Below are 16,616 nucleotides of genomic sequence, written 5' to 3'. Positions count from 1 at the left end.
TCACACCCCACCGGGGATGGGCTGGCTGGGGTGCGGCTCGTCGCCGAGTGCCGCCTGCGCCTGCCACATGCGTGCCTTCATCTCCTCGCGGACCGCGAGATAGTCCGGCTCGAAGTAGACGTTGCGCAGCTCCGCGGGATCGGCCTCCAGGTCGTAGAGCTCCCATTCCCCGCTGTAGGTGAACGCGCCCGTGCCGGGCAGCCCCATGCCGTCGTTGTAGAAGTAAATGATCTTGTATCGGGTCGTCCGGTACCCGTAGTGCGCCGGTGCCTTGTGGAAGACGTCGTCGTGCTCCCAGTAGCGGTAGTACATCCCCTCGGCGGGAGCAGGACCGGGCTCGCCGGTCAGATCAGCCAGGAAACTGCGCCCCTGCATACGGGGATGGTGCGCCACCCCGGCCACGTCCAACACGGTCTGCGCGAAATCCACGTTCGTCACGATACCGGTGTGTACCTGACCAGCCGGAACGCGTCTCGGATAGCTCAGGACGAGCGGCATCCGCAGCGACTCCTCGTACATGAAGCGCTTGTCGAACCAGCCGTGATCCCCCAGGAAGAAGCCCTGGTCGGAGCAGTACATCAACAGCGTGTCGGCGAACTCGCCACGGGCCCGGAGCCAGTCGACGACCCGGCCCACGTTGTCGTCGACCGAGGCGACGACGGCCAGGTAGTCCTCCATGTAGCGCTGGTACTTCCACAGCGCCAGCTCCTCGTAGGACAGCCCCTCGGGCGGATCCTGCTTGAGGTCCTCGGCGTTCAGATGCTCGGCGATCCGCATCGCCGCCCGCCGCGCCGAGGACGAGCGCGACGCGTGATCGTCGGTGAACGTCGCCGGCACCGGAATGGGCTCGGCGTACATCCCGGCGTGCTTCTCGTCGGGCTCCCACGGGCGGTGCGGCGCCTTGTGGTAGATCAGCAGGCACCACGGGTCGTCGCCGTCGAGCCCGTCGGCCCACGACAGCGCCAGGTCGGTGATGAGATCGGTGGCGTAGCCGGGGACGGTCCGCAGCCCCTCCGCCGAGAGGAACCGCGGATCGACGTACTCCCCCTGCTCGATCAGCACGTCCCAGTAGTCGAACCCCTGAGGATCATGACCGGGGCCGTCCCCCATGTGCCACTTGCCGACGATGGCGGTCCGGTACCCGGCGGCCCGCAACTGGCTCACGAACGTCGGCTGGGCGGCGTCGATGGGTGTGACGAGCGTCGAGACGCCGTTGACGTGCGAATACGTGCCGGTCAGGATGCTGGCCCGGCTCGGCGAGCAGAGCGCGTTGGTCGCGAAGCAGTTGTCGAACCGGGCCCCGGACGCCGCGATCTCGTCGATCCGCGGCGTCCGGTTGACCACCGACCCGTACGCGCCGACGGCGTGCGAGGCGTGGTCGTCGGTGAGGATCATGACGATGTTGGGCCGTCTCACCGGTAGGTCGCCTCGTCCAGCCCGCTCATCGTCGGGTCGTAAGAGACGTCACCGACGTCGTACATCGACGTCATCCAGTGGTAGAAGTTGTCACCCCGATCCCGCAGCACCTGGTAAAGCCGCCGCATCAGCCGGCCGCGCACCGCCTCCATCTCGGGATGGGCGTAGACGTTGAGCAGCTCGTCCGGGTCGGTGAACAGGTCGTACAGCTCGTTCGTCGAGTCCGGGTTGACGACCAGCTTGTAGCGGTCGGTCCGGATCATCCGCTGCGGGTACGGGAAGTGGTGCCCGTGGAACTCGCAGACGATGTCCTGCTCCCAGGCCACCTCGTCGGCGGAGGCGAGCGGCACGAGGCTGCGCGAGTCGACGGCGGGAGCGGGGTCGATCCCGGCCAGGTCGAGGATGGTCGCCGTGCAGTCCAGCAGGCTGACGAACTCCGACCGGACGACTCCGGGCTGCTGCCCCGGGACGCGGAGCAGGCCGGGCGTGCGGTAGATGTCCTCGTACATCGCCGGGCCCTTGTCGTGCAGCCGGTGCGCGCCGGTGAACTCGCCGTGGTCGCAGGTGAAGAACACGGCCGTGTCGTCGACCAGCCCGAGGCGCCGCATGGCGTCCATGACCCGGCCGATCTGGGCGTCGATGAGCGCGACGTACCCCCAGTAGACGGCGATGAGCTTGCGCGTCACCTCCAGCGGCATGGTGTCGAACGTCCAGTGCGCGCTGTAGTTGGCCTGCACCGCGGGCTTGCCGGCGAAGGTCTCGGCGATCGACTTGGGCAGCTCGACCAGCTCGGGGTCGAACATGTCGAAGTACTCGTCCGGCACGATGTACGGCAGGTGCGGCCCGAAGAAGTTGAGCTGCAGGAAGAACGGCTGAGGGTCGGCCGCGTACCGCTCCAGCATCTCGATCGTCCGCGTCGCCAGGTAGTGCTCGAACGTCGCCTCGACCGGCTGACGCAGCCGCGCGGCGAGCAGGTTGCCCGGCCCGCCGTTGGGCAGCGTCCCGCGGATGTGGTCGTGGATCTCGTACGGCGGCAGGTCGTTGGCCGCCAGGTAGTCCAGGTAGTCGGGGTGGTCCACGGGGTTGTGCCACCCCGGCAGGTCCGGCCCGTCGAAGCCGAAGTCGGCCGCCCGCCGGTGGTGCCCGACGTGCCACTTGCCGATGAGCCCGCAGTTGTACCCGGCCTCGCGCAGCGCCTCGGAGAAGGAGTACTGCCCGTCGGGCAGGTCCTCCATGTAGCCGACGTTGCGCTCGTGGTTGGCCAGCAGCTTGTGCCGGAACGGCGCCTGCCCGGTGAGCAGGCTCGCCCGCGCGGGCGTGCAGATCGCGGTGGGGGTGTACCAGCGGTCGAACCGGGTTCCGGTCCTGGCCAGCTCGTCGAGGACGGGGGTGGCGGCCAGGCGGTTGCCGTACGCGCCGAGGGTGTCGACCCGGTGCTGGTCGGTCATCAGGAACAGGATGTTCACTTGGCGGCGCCCGTGAACAGGTCGGCCGTGTAGTAGGTCTTGGGGGCGACCGCGCCGGTGAGCTTGCCCGCGCCGACGAAGTAGTCGTTCATGCCGGTCAGCCACTTGTCGATCGTGCCGTCCTTGGTGTAGCCGTCCAGTTCGGACAACGACAGCACCTTGGAGTTGGCCGCGTCGGCCTTCACCTGCTCGGCCGGCTGGTTGAGCATCTTGGCGGTCGAGGCGATGGTCTCGTCGAGGTGCTCGCTGCGGTACTGGATCGCGTCGCGGAGCACGGCGATGACCTTCTGGGTCTTGCCCTGGTCCTTGGCGACGACGTCGTTGCCGGCCACGAACGCGGTCGGGAAGGACACCGTGTCGGCGAAGTCCTCGTTCTTGGCCAGCTCGACCAGGTCCGGAACGGCCTTCTTGATCGTGGCGATGGCCGGATACCAGAAGCCGGCCGCGTCGATCTGCTTGGAGGTGAACGCCGAGACGATCGTCGCCGCGTCCATCGGGACGATCTTGACGTCGGTCTTCGCCAGCCCGGCCTTCTTCAGGGCGAGCGTGAGGATCATGTCGCCGGAGGTGCCCTCGGGCACGCCGATCGTCTTGCCCTTCAGGTCGGCCATCGAGGCCGTGCCGGCCTGCGCGATGACGCGGTCGGCGTTGCCGAGCGTGTTCATCGCGACGACCTTGGCCTTGCCGGTGGCGGGCAGCCACATGGCGCCCGGCCCGATGTAGCCGAAGTCGAGGTCACCGGTGCCCAGCGCCTGGATCTGCAGCGGGCCGTTGGTGAAGACGCTGGTCTTGGCGTCGATGCCGTGCTTCTTCCACAGGCCCTGCTCGTCGGCGACGGCGAGCAGGCTGGCGCCGTTGAAGTCGCCGATGTAGCCGAAGTTGACCTGGGTGCCGGCGTCGCCCGACGAGCAGGCGGCCGTGCCGAGCGCCAGCATGACGGCGGCAGCGGCGATGGATGTCTTCCTCATTGCGCGGGCTCCTTGACTTGCCGCTGGTGGTACACCGAATGCCAGACGCGGTTGCGCAGGTTCCCGAACTCGGGACTCAGCCGCATGTCCTCGTCGCGTGGATAGGGGAGATCGACGTCGATGACATCGGCGATGCGGCCGGGCCGCGCGGCCATGACGATCACCCGGTTGGCGAGGAACACCGCCTCGTCGACGTCATGGGTGATGAACATGACCGTCCGCCGCTCCCGGCTCCACGTCTCCAGGAGCTGCTCCTGCAGCCGCACCCGGGTCAGCGCGTCCAGCGCGCCGAAGGGCTCGTCCATGAGCAGGATCGACGGGTTGACCGCGTACGCGCGGGCGATGGCGCAGCGCTGCTTCATGCCGCCGGACAGCGTCTTGGGCAGCGCGTCCGCGAACCGCTCCAGGCCGACCAGGCCGATGAAGTGCTCGGCCCGCCGGCGCCGCTCGTCCTTGGGCACCTTGGCGGTACGCAGGCCGAACTCGACGTTCTCGCGGACGGTCAGCCACGGGAACAGCGCGTACTGCTGGAAGATCACGCCGCGTTCGGGGCCCGGACCCGAGACCGGCTTCCCGTCGACGAGCGCGGTGCCGCCGGTGGGCTCCTCCAGCCCGGCGAGGATGTTGAGCAGCGTGCTCTTGCCGCAGCCGGAGGGCCCGACGACGGTCACGAACTCGTTGTCGGCGATGTCGAGCGAGACGCCGCCGAGGGCGACGAAGTCCTCCTTGCCGACGGGGTAGACCTTCTCGATGTCGCGTACGGAGATCTTGGGCATGGTCGTGGGCATGGTCATCTGCTCTCCTGCCAGGCCGTCAGCTTGTTGCCGGCCAGCATGAGCAGCCGGTCCATGATCAGGCCGAGGATCCCGATCGTGATGATGCCGACGAAGATCGTCGGCAGGTCGTAGTAGAGCTGCGCGTTCTGCATCCGGTGCCCGAGCCCCGCCTGCGCGGCCAGCAGCTCGGCGGCCACCAGGGTGCCCCAGGCCGAGCCGAGCCCGACCCGCATCCCGACGAGGATGAACGGCGTCGAGGCCGGCACCACGACCCGCGCGAAGATCGTCCCGTCCCCCGCGCCGAGGACCCGCGCGGCGTTGACGAGGGTCCGGTCCACGTTCACCACGCCCTGGTAGGTCGAGATGACGCAGGCCAGGAACGCCGCCAGGAAGATGACGAAGATCTTGGGGCTCTCGCCGATGCCCATCAGGACCAGCACCAGCGGCAGCATCGCCAGCGGCGGGACGGTCCGGAAGAACTGGATCCACGGCTCGAACAGGCCGCGCGCGACCGTGTACCAGCCCATGAGGAAGCCGATCAGGACCGCCGCGACCGAGCCGAGGGCGAACCCGGCCAGCACCCGCCCGAGCGAGGCGCCGACGTCGGTGACGAGCGTGCCGTCCAGGAGCATCCGCCAGGCGGCCGCGACGACCTCACCCGGGGTGGGGAACTGCAGCCCGGTCAGGGACAGCACCCACCAGATCGCCAGTCCGGCCACCACCGAGCCGATGTTGAGCATCAGCAGGGTCCGGCTCTTGCGGGGCCGAACCTTCGTGGCTTCCGTGGCTTCCGTAGTCATCACGGCCACCTTCGGCCTCCGTCCGTTGTGATGTTCGCTTCGTATCCGGCCAGCAGCGGGGACTCGTGGAACAGGGCCGCGATGGCGCCGAGCGCGCCGCCGTCGTCCGACAGCAGGGCGGTGCGGATCACCGGCGCCGCGTCGGTCAGCCACGACAGTTCGTACGTGATGGTGGCCGCGACCTGCTGCACCAGCGTCGGCGCGATGGTGACGAGCTCGCCGGCGAGCACGATCTCGCTGGGGTTGAGCGTCATCGCGGCGGTGCCGAGCACCCGGCCGACCGCCGCACCGGCCGCGCGCAGCACCTGGTCGACGACCGGGTGCGCGATCTCCACGGCGGCCCGCAGGTCGTCGAGCGTCTCCATCGGCAGGCCCAGCTCGCGACAGCGACCGAGGATCGCCGGGACCGACGCGACGGTCTCCACGCAGCCGCGCTTGCCGCACCGGCACTGCGCGCCGCCGGGCACGACGGTCACATGGCCGAGCTCTCCGGCGTAGCCCTTGGAGCCTCGTACGAGCTGGCCGCCCACCACGAGCCCGCCGCCGACGCCGTCGGACAGGCGCAGGTAGATGAGGTCGCGTACGGAGTCCGACTGGGCGTGCAGCGCCTCGGCCAGCCCCGCGAAGCGCACGTTGTTGTCGACGATCACGGCGGTGCGGAAGCGCCCCGCGAACAGCTCCGCCACCCTGTCGGCGCGCGACCGGTCCCCCCAGCCCGGCACGCCGATCCCGATGGCCTGGAGGGCGCCGTAGTGGACGCCGGTGTCGGCGCTCAGCCGGTCGATCAGCGCCAGCCCGGCCTGGACCCGCTCGGGCCACTGCGCCGACTCGTCGTAGCGCGAGGTGCCGGACGCGATGATGTCGTGCGCCGCGTCGGCCACCAGGACGTTCACCCGCCGGTGGCCGAAGTCGACGCCCATGTACTGCCCCGAGCCCGGATCCAGCGCGAGCCGCTCGGCCGGCCGGCCGCTGCCGACGCGCTCGACGGCGTCGGTGTCGACGACCTGGATCGCGCCGCGGCCGAGCAGGTCGCTGGTGATCTCGGAGACCGTGGTACGCGACAGGCCGACCCGCGTCGCGATCTCGTTGCGGCTCTGCGCGCCGTGCTGGCGCAGCAGGCGCAGCACGCGTTCCTCATGGGACCGGCGGACGAGTGCGTGCGCTCCAGGGGGCATTGACACGCTGGAAACTTATGGTTTGTCCCTTTTTTCCGTCAACCTTCCGGCAGAAAGAATCCGGAAATCTGTCGCAGGACCGACGAAAACGTCTGACCAGCCCTTTCTCTCGCCTCTGCTCTCTCGCTTCTGCTCCCTCGCTTCTGCGACGGCTCAGAGGACGGGGCGGACGGCGAGCCGGGCGCCCAGATGGGCGTGCATGCCGAGCAGCCAGGCCGCGCTGACGTACACCGAGAAGGTGGAGCCGCCGAAGATCTCCGCCACCATGGCCACCGGGAACCACATCCCCATGAGCAGCGGCAGCCAGCGGAACGCGCCCTGGTAGCGGCCCTTGACCGCGATGGTGATGCCCAGGACCAGCATGCCCAGCTGGCTGAGCGGCCAGCAGATGTCCAGGATCATCAGCTGCGTCGGGACGTCGTCGTAGCCGACGGTGCCGACGTAGCCGAAGGACAGCGCGTTGAACAGAAACGCGCCGGGCAGCAGCACGAGCAGCCCCGCCGGGATCACCCGGGTCCACCCGTCGCCGGCACCGCGAGTGGACAGCACCGTCCAGACGTAGGCGAAGATCCCCACGACGAACAGCATCCCGGTGATGGTGTCGAGCGTCTGGATACCCTCCTGGATCTTGTCACCCACGATGACGGTGCCGGCCGCCCAGGCCGTGGCCCCGACGGCCAGGAGCAGCCCGGAGAGCCGGATGCGAGCTGGGTTCACGGTGCGCCGGTCCGCCACGGGCTCGTTGGGGTTGACGTTGCTGGGGACTGTGTGGCTGGACATCGTTCGTTCCTCCGTTGTGTGTCGGTGGACTTACGATCGCGACCACGTGTCCCGGGCGCCCAGGGAGCGGGGCCACGCGGGACGGTCCCGGCTTCGCCCTCCATGACCGGGCCATTCGCGCTCCCCGGCCGGGCCATATGTCCCGGTCAGGGAGGGACACCGCACCCGTGAAAGTGGGACGCGTGGTGTGGCACGCTGGCGGCGTGTCCGACCCCTCTCCCGCCGACCCCACCCCGCCCGCGCGGGAGCGCGATTCCGCCGCGGACGGCGCGGCGAATGAGGCCGCAAATGATGCCGCGCCCAACACCGCGGACGGCGCCGCGAATGATGCCGCTGATTCCGCGCCCAGCACCGCGGACCGGCGGGTCGCGGCGGGAGCGGTGGCGCTGGCCGCGCTGTGCGTGGTGGCCTGCGCCGCCGCCACCTGGGCCGATGTGGTGACGGGGCCGGTGACCCGGCCAGGGCCGCTGAACTGGGCCGTGTGGTCCTCGACCGTGCCCGGCGCGGCCCTCGCGATCGCGGGAGCCGTGCTCGCGGTACGGCTGCCGCGCCACCTCATGACCTGGCTTTTGCTCGGCGGCGGGACCGTGGCCACCCTCAACGGCCTGGCCGCCGCGTACGCGGTGCTGTCGCTGACCCGCCACGACGGCATGCTGCCCCTCACCGCGGGCGCGTTCTACGCCGGGGCGCGGCTGGGCCCGCTGCTGAACCTGCTCCCGCTGCTCATCCTGCTGTTCTTCCCCGACGGGCGGCTGCCGTCGCCGCGCTGGCGGTGGGCCGCGTGGCTCTCGCTCGGGGCCACGGGGCTGGCCGTCCTGACGTTCTTGACCGTCCCGTGGCGGATCGAGTTGGGGAACGGCGAATGGCCGGGGCTCGACCTGCCACTGCCGCCGATCCCGGACGAGTTCTGGCGCTCCGCGCTGGCCTTGGCGCCGCCCCTGCTGGTGGCGAGCCTTCTGGTGCCCGTGGCGGCCTTCGCCTGGCGGTTCAAGGGCTCCACCGGCGTGCGGCGGGCACAGCTTCGCTGGATGCTGCTCGCGGCACTGCTGAACATGATCTTGATCTTGGTCCCCGCCGTCGTGGACGGAGTGCCGCAGGACCTGTCCTTCGTCGTGTCGCTGCTGGCGCTCGCCGCGGCCGTCCTGATCGCGGTGAGCCGGTACCGGCTCTACGACATCGATCCGGTGCTCGGCTGGACCATGCTGTACGGCGGGCTCGCGGTGGCCGTCGTCGCGATCGACGTGCCCATCTTCGTCGGCATGGGGGCGCTCATCGACGAGCCGATCGCGGCGGTCCTGGCGGCGGTCGTGGTGGGGTTGGTCTACGCGCCGCTGCGGGAGCGGGTCCGGCAGTGGGTGAACCGGGTGCTGATGGGGCGGGCGGAGCCGTACCAGGTGGTCTCGGCCCTGGCCCGGCGGCTAGAGGAATCCGCGCGGCCCGAGGAGCTGCTGCTGGAGGCCGCCACCTCCGTGGCGGCGGCGTTCCGCTCACCGTACGTTCGGATCGAGCTGGATCGCGCGGACGGCCGGACCGTCGTGGTGGAGCACGGCACACCCCGCGAGGACGTCGTCGTGCTGCCGTTCTCCTACCGCGAGGCGGCGATCGGCCGGTTCGCCCTGGTGCCGCGCGCCGGAGCGCGGCCCACCGAGTCCGACCAGCGGTTGCTGGCCGACGTCGTACGTCAGGCAGCCGCCGCCGTACGGGCGACCGCTCTGACCGAGGAGCTGCAGCACAGCCGCGAACGCCTGGTCACCGGCGTGGCCGAAGAGCGCCGCAGGTTGCGCAGGGACCTGCACGACGGGCTGGGCCCCACGTTGGCCGCCGCCGCGCTGAAGGTGGAGGCGGCGCACAACCTGGTGGTCCGCGACGCCGACACCGCCCGGGAGGCGCTCGACCAGGTCAGGACGGATCTGGCCACGATGCTCGGCGACGTACGGCGACTGGTGCACGACCTGCATCCGCCGGCTTTGGACCAGTTCGGCCTGGCCGGCGCGCTGCGGCAGGCGGCCGACCGGTTCCGGGACGGCGGCCTCGCCGTGCGGGTGGACGCGGAGGGAGACCTGGCGGGGCTACCCGCCGCGACCGAGGTGGCGGCGTACCGGATTGTCTGCGAGGCTCTGACGAACGTCGCCCGGCACGCCGGCGCGGCCAACTGTCACGTGCGCGTCGCCGTGGCCGGGAGCACGCTGGAGGTCGAGGTGACGGACGACGGACGCGGCGTCCGCCCGGGCGCTCTGGTCGGGGTGGGCCTGGTCGGGATGCGCGAACGCGCGGAGGAACTGGGCGGCCGGTGCGCGGTCGAGTCCGGCCGCGACGGCGGGACCCGGGTCCACGCCGTCCTGCCCGCCGGGATGGTGACCGCTTCGTGACGCCGCCGCGTGTGCTGCTCGCCGATGACCATCCGGTGTACCGCAACGGCTTGCGCATGATGCTCGATTCCACGGGTCAGGCCGAAGTGGTGGAGACCGCCGCGGATGGGGAGGAAGCGGTCGCGAAGGCCATCGAGCTCCGCCCGCAGGTCGTCGTGATGGACCTGCGGATGCCCCGGCTGGACGGCGTACAGGCCACCGAACGGATCGTCGCCACCTGCCCGCAGACGCACGTCCTGGTGCTGACCATGCACGAGGACGACGAGAGCGTCTTCGCCGCCATGCTCGCGGGCGCCCGGGGCTACCTGCTCAAGGGCGCCGACCAGGCCGAGATCCTGCGGGCGATCACGGCTGTGGCCAGCGGCGAGGTCATCTTCGGACCGGCGCTCGCGGGCCGGGTGACGCGCTACTTCGCCAGGCTGGCCGCCGCCCGGCCGGTCCGCGAGGAGCCGTTTCCCCAGCTCACGACGCGGGAGCGGGAGATACTCGAGCTCATCGCGGGCGGCCTGTCCAACCGGATGATCGCCGAGCGGCTGTCGCTGTCGCCGAAGACGGTGCGCAACAACGTGTCCAACGTCTTCACCAAGTTGCAGGTCGCCGACCGCGCCCAAGCCATCATCCAGGCCCGCGAGGCCGGCCTCGGCCAGTGACCGGCCGGGGCCGGTTCTCCGTGCGCCACGATGGGGTTGAGGCGTGGGTGATCCACCCGAACGCGAGCGACCACGCGCCGCTCAGGCGCGCTGACGCTCCTCCCGCTGTCGGAGCAGTTCCTCGACCGCGCTCGGCAGAGTCGTCTCGAAGTCGATCAGCTTCGCCCACGTCGGCGTCACCACGATCCGGACCATGCCGTCGTGGTAGAGCGAACGCACCTCCGCCTCCCACTCGACCCGTTGCTCCGGCGTCATCTCGTAGCTGCTGGTCTCTTGGAGATACTCATCCGGGATGCCATCGACGAAGTCCAGCTCGGCCCGACCCCGAATGAGCAAGATCTTGGGCGGGTGCACCTCGGTGTCGATCGTCAGGGCGACCATCGGGTTCTCGCTCAAGGCCTGAAGCTTCGGCGCGTTCTTCGCCGTGCACATGACGATCTCCGAGCCGTTCCAGGCGAACGCGATCGGGACATTGCGCGGCGTGCCGTCCTTGGCGACGTAGGCCAAGCGGGTCAGGTCGCGGGCCAGCAGTTCCTGGCTGATCGGTCGGTTCAGAACCTCGGTGATCTCGTTCGGTCGCACGGTCATCTCTTTCCTTGTCGTCTTCTTGGTCCGTCCAACGGATCGTTCTGGTTGGTCGCGGGCCGGCCGCGACGGGCTGTCAGCCGAGCTGCTCGGCCAGCCCGACGATGATCCCCTCGGGGCCACGGACGTAGCAGAGCCGGTAGCTGTCCCCGTACTGGGCCAGCTCACCGACGAGTTCGGCGCCGTGAGTGCGCAGGCGGGCAACGACGTCCTCGATGTCGCCGACGGCGAACATGACGCGATGCATGCCCAGCGTGTTGTGCGGCGGGTTGTGCGGTCCGGCGCCGATCGCCGCGGGGTTCTGGTATTTCGCCAGTTCCAGCCGGCCATGGCCGTCTGGGGTCCGCATCATCGCGATGTCGCAGCGGACGCCGTCGAGTCCGACGGTGCGGTCCGCCCAGACGCCCTCGATCTGCCCCTTGCCCTCCAGTTCCATGCCGAGTTCTACGAAGAACGCGATGGCAGCCTCAAGGTCGTCGACGACAATGCCGACGTTGTCCATCCGCTGGAGCGTCATGGTGGTTCTCCTTCTTCTTCGCGCGGCCCGTTGTGGCCGCTGATATACCTGGGACGGAGCCGATTTCAGCTGTTACGCGCGTGCTCTGAGGTAGGCCTGCGCGATTCAACCGGCGTGGGGCGGTCAGCCGGGCTGGTCCGGCAGAGCGGCCGAACCCGATCCGACAGCCGCAGACCTGGGCTGAGACCAGCGGTGACGGCGAGCGACGCCACGGCCATCACGGCCATCGCCACGCCCGCGGGTACGTACTGCGCGATCAGGCCGGCCAGCGTGGCCCCGATCGCCTGCATCGCCTTCATGCCGTTGACATGCAGGCCCAGTGCCTGGCCGCGGACGTCCTCGCCGGTCAGCGCGATCAGGCGCTCCTGCAGCAGCAGCGTGGAGGCGAACCCGACCGAGGCCACCGCCGCGGCGCCGGCCGCGACCGGCGTGCTGAGCGGCAGCGCGAACAGCAGGTACGGAGCCGCGATCAGGAACCGCAACGGGGTGACGAACCGCCCCCGCACCCCCGGCGGCACGAACCGCCCGGCCGCCAGATCGCCGAACAGCATCCCCAGCGCCGCCGCCACGAACAATACGGCAGCCGCCCCCGGCGCGTACGGTACGAACAGCGCCTCGCAGCCCACCACCAGCCCGTTGGGCACCCACATCGACAGATAGACGGCCCGGCGGGCACGCGTGGACAGCAGGTGACGATTGACCCGCCAGGTGGCCGCGACGGACGGACGGCCGACCGACCGCGCCGGTCGGGCGCCGAGCCCGCACCGCAGCACCAGCGCGGCGACGAAAGCCAGCACCGCACCGATGGCCAGTGTCATGCGCGGCGACACCACTGCCAGCAGCACGCCACCGACCGCGAACCCGGCGATCTGCATCGCGCCGACCGAGATGTTGAGCACCGAGCGGCCGAGCACGTACCCGTCCGGCGGCACGATGTCGCTGAGCAGCCCGTACCGGACGCCACTGCCGACCGAGTTGACCAGGCCCAGCGCGAGGATGACCGCGAACATCGCCCACAACGGCATGCCCGGCGCGGCCAGCGCCGCACTGGCCACGCCGCCGGCCAGCGCGGTCAGCGTCAGCGCCGTACGCGGCCGCACCCGATCGGCCACCGACAGCAGCAGGGTGGCGCCGGCCAACTCGGCGAACGACGGCCCGAACATGCCCAGCGCCGCCAGCAGCGCCGAGTCCGTACGGTCGTACACCAGCATGGCGAGCGCCAGCCCGTTCAGCGTGGTCGAGGCCACCTGCGCGCACGAGGCCGTGAACAGCGGCGTGAACTCGGGTGTGCGGAACAGCTCCCGGTACGTGTACATATCGGCGACCCTCCAGGTGATCTCGGTTCCGAGTCTGCCCTTGAGGTGTCACATGCGTCTAATGCCACTATTGGCGAAAATCCATAGATACCCTTGATGAATGCTTGATATCGTCCGGCTGCGCGTCCTGGCCGCGGTCGCCGCCCACGGCTCGGTCACCGAAGCGGCCAAGGCCCTGCACTACTCGCAGCCCTCGATCAGCCACCACCTGGCCCGGCTGGAGGCGGCGACCGGCGCCAGGCTCATCCAGCGCGTGGGGCGCGGCATCCGGCTCACCCCCGAAGGAGAACTGCTCGCCCGCCGCGCCACGGAGATCATCGGCCGGGTCGACGCCGCCGGCGCCGAACTGGCCGCCCAGCTCGGGCTGCGGACCGGCCGGGTCCGGCTGGTCGCCTTCAGCTCCGCCCTGACCGTCCTGGTCCCCCCGGCGGCCGTGGCCCTGCGCGAGTCGTATCCGAACATCGAACTGCACCTCGGCGACGCCCATCCCACGGCCGCCCGCCGGATGCTGCGCGAGGGATCGGCGGACCTGGCCATCGTGTTCTCGTACGAGGACACGATGCCGGACGACGGCATCCGCTACTCCTACCTGCTCGACGACCCGGTGTACCTGCTCAGCCGCGAGTCCGGGCAGACCCTCACCGACCACCAGGACTCGGCCTGGATCGCCGGGTGCCCGAACTGCCGCGGCGACCTCGTCCGGACCTGCGAGGACGCCGGGTTCACCCCGCGCATCGCCTACAGCAGCGACGACATCCTCGTCCAGCAGGCCTTCGTCGCCGCCGGGCTGGGCGTCACCACCATGCCGGGACTGGCCCTGCGCACCCACCACGCGGACGGAGTCAAGGCCACCGAACTGACCGCCGCGCGCCGCCGGATCCACCTGGCGGCGTTCGGCGAGCCACCCGACCCGCCCGCCACCACCGCCTTCGTCACCGCCCTGCGCACCACCCTCGACGGGCTCCGTCCCGGGTAAACGGTTACCTCGCCAGGGGTTGGATCGAGGTTGCGCACACCGCCTCTCCGGCCCCGGCGAGGTCGTATCAAAGGAGAGGGCGGGATACCCTGCCTGCGTTGCCTCGAACCACGTGACCGGAGGAGTCGATGCTGGGATGACGGCAGGGCGACCGATGCCCACACAGGCCGACGTGCTGGGGTACTTCAACACGCTGTCGAACTGGGGACGGTGGGGCGACGACGACGAGCTCGGCACTCTGAACCACATCACCGACGACGTCCGGCTGGCGGCGGCGCGGGCGGTGCGCCACGGCAGGAGCGTGTCGTGCGCATGGGAGGTCGCCGTACCAGAAGACATGGAGCGGTCGACGACGACGTGCCCGTGCGCCGCCGACATGCCGGGTGCCGAGAACATGCCGGTGTCCGCATTCCACAACGACCGGCGCTGGGGCTTTTCGTCCGAGCGGCTCGGCATCACGTTCCACGGCAACACCCTCACCCACATCGACTCGCCGTGCCACATCTTCTGGGACGGCACGATGTACAACGGGCGATCGCACTCGCTGGTCGACGCCGCGACGGGATCGGCGTGGGCGGCCGTCACGGCGGCGGCGAACGGGATCATCACGCGTGGTGTCCTGCTGGACATCGCGAGCGTGCGGGATGTGCCGTGGCTGGAACCGGGGCAGGGTGTGTTTCCCGACGACCTCGAGGAGGCCGAGCGTCGCCAGGGTGTCCGGGTGCGATCCGGCGATGCGGTACTCCTGCGGACCGGCTATGGCCGCGCCCGGCACGAGACCGGTGCGGCCAGCGGTTTCACGCAGGCCGGCTGGCACGCGTCCTGCCTGCCGTGGCTGCATGAACGGGAGGTCGCGCTGATCGGCGCTGACACCCCCCAGGACGTTCAGCCATCGGGATACGAAGGCGTGTTGATGCCGGTTCACGCCGTGAGCCTCGTCGCCATGGGCCTGTGGATGCTCGACAACTGCGACCTGGAGGCGTGCGCGACGACGGCTGCCGAGCTCGGCCAGTGGGACTTCCACCTCGCGGTCGCGCCCGTCCGCTTCGCCGGTACGTCCGGCAGCCCAGTCAACCCGATCGCCACATTCTGACCCCGGTTCACAAGGGGTGCGATGCCATGAAGGACCCGGCCCGCACCTGGAACGCGGTCGTGGACGGTGAGGACACGCCGTGCTGGTCGGGAACCAGGCGGCACGAGCCCCTCAAGGCGGAGCGCCGCAGCGTGCGACAGCTGCCGACCGGACTGACGCAGGATGAAACAGTCACACCCTCCCTGGAGGGTATGTTGGTCAGTCAGCTGGTGGTAGGCCAATCCCGAGGACTGGCAGGCAGTCGCCGACGGCGACGAGTTCGATGTCGTCGCGCCGCCGCTTGATCCACTGCTCCCGGGTCAGCCGCCACCGCCTGATCTCTGCCGGCTCCCCGCGCCGGGTGTCCCAGTCGACGCCGTTCGGCACGTAACCCAGTGCCTGCGAAACGCGGTTCGAGGCGTGGTTGTCGATGAAGGCATCGCTGCCCGCCTCACGGGCCCCGAGCCCGTCGAAAGCCAGGTGCAGCACCGCCTGCCGCATCTCCTTGCCCAGGCCGCCGCCCCGAACGTCCGGGCTGAGCCAGGAGAATGTGGTGACCGTGCCGAACGCGGCGAAGTCGCGGCCGATCAGATCCTGCATGCCCACCGGTTCGCCGTCGACGACTACGACGAAGTACAGACGCCACAGGCTCTCGCTGACCTGGCCCCGGCCCCGCCACACCGCCCGCAGCCAGCCCCACTCGCGCTCCGGGCTGTCCGCATAGAGGGACATCGGATCGTCGAAGGGCCACGGGGGCTTGATGGCCACGCCCTTGCGCACCGTCGGGACCAGGCGTTCCAGGAGCTCATCTGTCGCCCCGAGCAAGGACAGCCGAGGTGTGTGCACCCGCACGTTCAAGGGGGGATACGCGGACAGAGGCGAGCCAGTCGTCGGCATGGGCGCAACCGTACGGGCCGACCGGCACGACGCGCATCACCTATTCGGCCTGGCCCCTGAACACGTCGTTCGCCTCGCGCACCGTCACAGGCCGGGTGCTGGGCCAGGGGCTGCTGGTGGTGAGCGGCAGCGCGTACGAGTTCGCGAACGCCCTGACCCGCGAGATTCCCCCCGTCACCCACCCGCCCGGTCTACCAGCGGCAGGCTCAGGGCCAGGTCTTGGCCTCGAACTCGAACACCGCGCGGTCGCTCTCCACGGGCAGCACGCACATGAGATGACCCCCGGGGGCGCGCAGGGTACGGCACTCCTGCCACCGCGCCACCTCACTCGCGCCCAGCGAGACCAGGCGCCGGATCTCCGCCTCGACGTCGTCGGTCTCGATGTCGACATGGAAGCGGGGCGCGTCATCGACCGACTGCACGGCCACGAGCGGGCCGGGCTCGGGCAAGGCGCCGTGTAGCGAGATGAACTGCTCCTCGGAAGGCAGTGGGCGAGCCGTCGCCCCCAGCGCCGCAGCCCAGAAGGCGGCCGCCGCCTCGGCCTCGGGCGTGGGGGTGTCGATCAGGAGGGCGTAGACACGACTGCGATGCATGGCGATCATGCTAAGTGGTCGACTTCGTCAATCCTTCGGGGTGACGTGAGAGCCGATCGCGTGGGCGGACCAAGGGAGTCTTGGGACCATCCGGCCGGAATTGCACGATAAGCCTTCCTCTGCACGATCAGGAGCATGCCGACATGCGAGCCCGACTGGGGCGTGTATCGAAAGTCGATCTCCATCGTGAATGATCACGTGGTGTGGCGCGTGGTGATCTGACGAGCGACCGGTGGGCACGGCTGAGGCCGTCGTTGCTG

Annotated in this window: 17 protein-coding genes; 4 read left to right on the top strand and 13 right to left on the bottom strand. The window is 70.0% G+C overall.

The window, feature by feature from the left end; translation table 11 throughout:
* The 7 genes from AB0B61_RS09475 to AB0B61_RS09445 all read right to left on the bottom strand — a co-directional run bounded on the left by AB0B61_RS09475 (position 1) and on the right by AB0B61_RS09445 (position 7,381).
* Entirely contained in the window at positions 1 to 1,416 is a 1,416-nt protein-coding gene (locus AB0B61_RS09475; protein ID WP_358430018.1) for a sulfatase, read from the bottom strand.
* A complete protein-coding gene (locus AB0B61_RS09470) occupies positions 1,413 to 2,882 on the bottom strand; it encodes a sulfatase-like hydrolase/transferase (RefSeq protein ID WP_358430015.1) in 1,470 nt (489 codons plus the stop codon). Before AB0B61_RS09470 ends, AB0B61_RS09475 begins: the two co-directional genes overlap by 4 nt.
* Positions 2,879 to 3,850, bottom strand: coding sequence for an aliphatic sulfonate ABC transporter substrate-binding protein (locus AB0B61_RS09465; RefSeq protein ID WP_358430012.1), 972 nt, complete (start codon positions 3,848 to 3,850; stop codon positions 2,879 to 2,881). Before AB0B61_RS09465 ends, AB0B61_RS09470 begins: the two co-directional genes overlap by 4 nt.
* Complete coding sequence (locus AB0B61_RS09460; RefSeq protein WP_358430009.1) at positions 3,847 to 4,644, bottom strand: ABC transporter ATP-binding protein; 798 nt, start codon at positions 4,642 to 4,644, stop codon at positions 3,847 to 3,849. The genes AB0B61_RS09465 and AB0B61_RS09460 overlap by 4 nt, the downstream gene beginning before the upstream one ends.
* Entirely contained in the window at positions 4,641 to 5,426 is a 786-nt protein-coding gene (locus tag AB0B61_RS09455; protein ID WP_358430006.1) for an ABC transporter permease, read from the bottom strand. The genes AB0B61_RS09460 and AB0B61_RS09455 overlap by 4 nt, the downstream gene beginning before the upstream one ends.
* Positions 5,426 to 6,601 carry an ROK family transcriptional regulator gene (locus tag AB0B61_RS09450; protein ID WP_358430433.1) on the bottom strand — a complete coding sequence of 392 codons (1,176 nt, stop codon included), beginning with the start codon at positions 6,599 to 6,601 and terminating at the stop codon, positions 5,426 to 5,428. Before AB0B61_RS09450 ends, AB0B61_RS09455 begins: the two co-directional genes overlap by 1 nt.
* 153 nt (positions 6,602 to 6,754) lie before the next feature.
* A complete protein-coding gene (locus AB0B61_RS09445; protein WP_358430003.1) occupies positions 6,755 to 7,381 on the bottom strand; it encodes a hypothetical protein in 627 nt (208 codons plus the stop codon).
* A 203-nt stretch (positions 7,382 to 7,584) separates the two neighbouring features.
* Between AB0B61_RS09445 and AB0B61_RS09440 the strand changes: the two genes are divergently transcribed.
* Positions 7,585 to 9,750: a sensor histidine kinase gene (locus AB0B61_RS09440; RefSeq protein WP_358430000.1), complete on the top strand. Its 2,166-nt coding sequence runs from the start codon at positions 7,585 to 7,587 to the stop codon at positions 9,748 to 9,750.
* Complete coding sequence (locus AB0B61_RS09435) at positions 9,747 to 10,400, top strand: response regulator transcription factor (RefSeq protein WP_358429997.1); 654 nt, start codon at positions 9,747 to 9,749, stop codon at positions 10,398 to 10,400. Before AB0B61_RS09440 ends, AB0B61_RS09435 begins: the two co-directional genes overlap by 4 nt.
* Before the next feature lie 81 nt (positions 10,401 to 10,481).
* Here AB0B61_RS09435 and AB0B61_RS09430 read toward each other — a convergent pair whose 3' ends face one another.
* The 3 genes from AB0B61_RS09430 to AB0B61_RS09420 form a co-directional block, all read right to left on the bottom strand.
* Positions 10,482 to 10,988 carry a pyridoxamine 5'-phosphate oxidase family protein gene (locus AB0B61_RS09430; RefSeq protein WP_358429994.1) on the bottom strand — a complete coding sequence of 169 codons (507 nt, stop codon included), beginning with the start codon at positions 10,986 to 10,988 and terminating at the stop codon, positions 10,482 to 10,484.
* A gap of 73 nt (positions 10,989 to 11,061) precedes the next feature.
* Positions 11,062 to 11,487: a VOC family protein gene (locus AB0B61_RS09425; protein ID WP_358430431.1), complete on the bottom strand. Its 426-nt coding sequence runs from the start codon at positions 11,485 to 11,487 to the stop codon at positions 11,062 to 11,064.
* An 80-nt stretch (positions 11,488 to 11,567) separates the two neighbouring features.
* A complete protein-coding gene (locus AB0B61_RS09420; RefSeq protein ID WP_358429991.1) occupies positions 11,568 to 12,818 on the bottom strand; it encodes an MFS transporter in 1,251 nt (416 codons plus the stop codon).
* A 100-nt stretch (positions 12,819 to 12,918) separates the two neighbouring features.
* On the opposite strand from AB0B61_RS09420, the gene AB0B61_RS09415 reads away from it, so the two are divergent.
* Complete coding sequence (locus AB0B61_RS09415; protein WP_358429988.1) at positions 12,919 to 13,794, top strand: LysR family transcriptional regulator; 876 nt, start codon at positions 12,919 to 12,921, stop codon at positions 13,792 to 13,794.
* 136 nt (positions 13,795 to 13,930) lie between these two features.
* Entirely contained in the window at positions 13,931 to 14,887 is a 957-nt protein-coding gene (locus tag AB0B61_RS09410; protein WP_358429986.1) for a cyclase family protein, read from the top strand.
* Positions 14,888 to 15,085: 198 nt separating this feature from the next.
* Here the strand turns inward: AB0B61_RS09410 and AB0B61_RS09405 are convergent, their stop codons facing one another.
* Genes AB0B61_RS09405 through AB0B61_RS09395 form a run of 3 tightly spaced genes read right to left on the bottom strand, consistent with a single transcriptional unit; the run spans position 15,086 to position 16,356 of the window.
* Entirely contained in the window at positions 15,086 to 15,763 is a 678-nt protein-coding gene (locus AB0B61_RS09405) for a GNAT family protein (protein WP_358429983.1), read from the bottom strand.
* 40 nt (positions 15,764 to 15,803) lie between these two features.
* Complete coding sequence (locus AB0B61_RS09400; protein WP_358429980.1) at positions 15,804 to 15,941, bottom strand: hypothetical protein; 138 nt, start codon at positions 15,939 to 15,941, stop codon at positions 15,804 to 15,806.
* A gap of 28 nt (positions 15,942 to 15,969) precedes the next feature.
* The gene (locus tag AB0B61_RS09395) at positions 15,970 to 16,356 is read right to left on the bottom strand and encodes a VOC family protein (RefSeq protein WP_358429977.1); all 387 of its coding nucleotides are present in this window, start codon (positions 16,354 to 16,356) and stop codon (positions 15,970 to 15,972) included.
* Positions 16,357 to 16,616 lie beyond the last annotated feature (260 nt).

The sequence above is a fragment of the Nonomuraea sp. NPDC049158 genome, assembly GCF_040648335.1.
Lineage (GTDB): Bacteria > Actinomycetota > Actinomycetes > Streptosporangiales > Streptosporangiaceae > Nonomuraea.
This window is presented reverse-complemented; position numbering and strand designations above follow the sequence as displayed.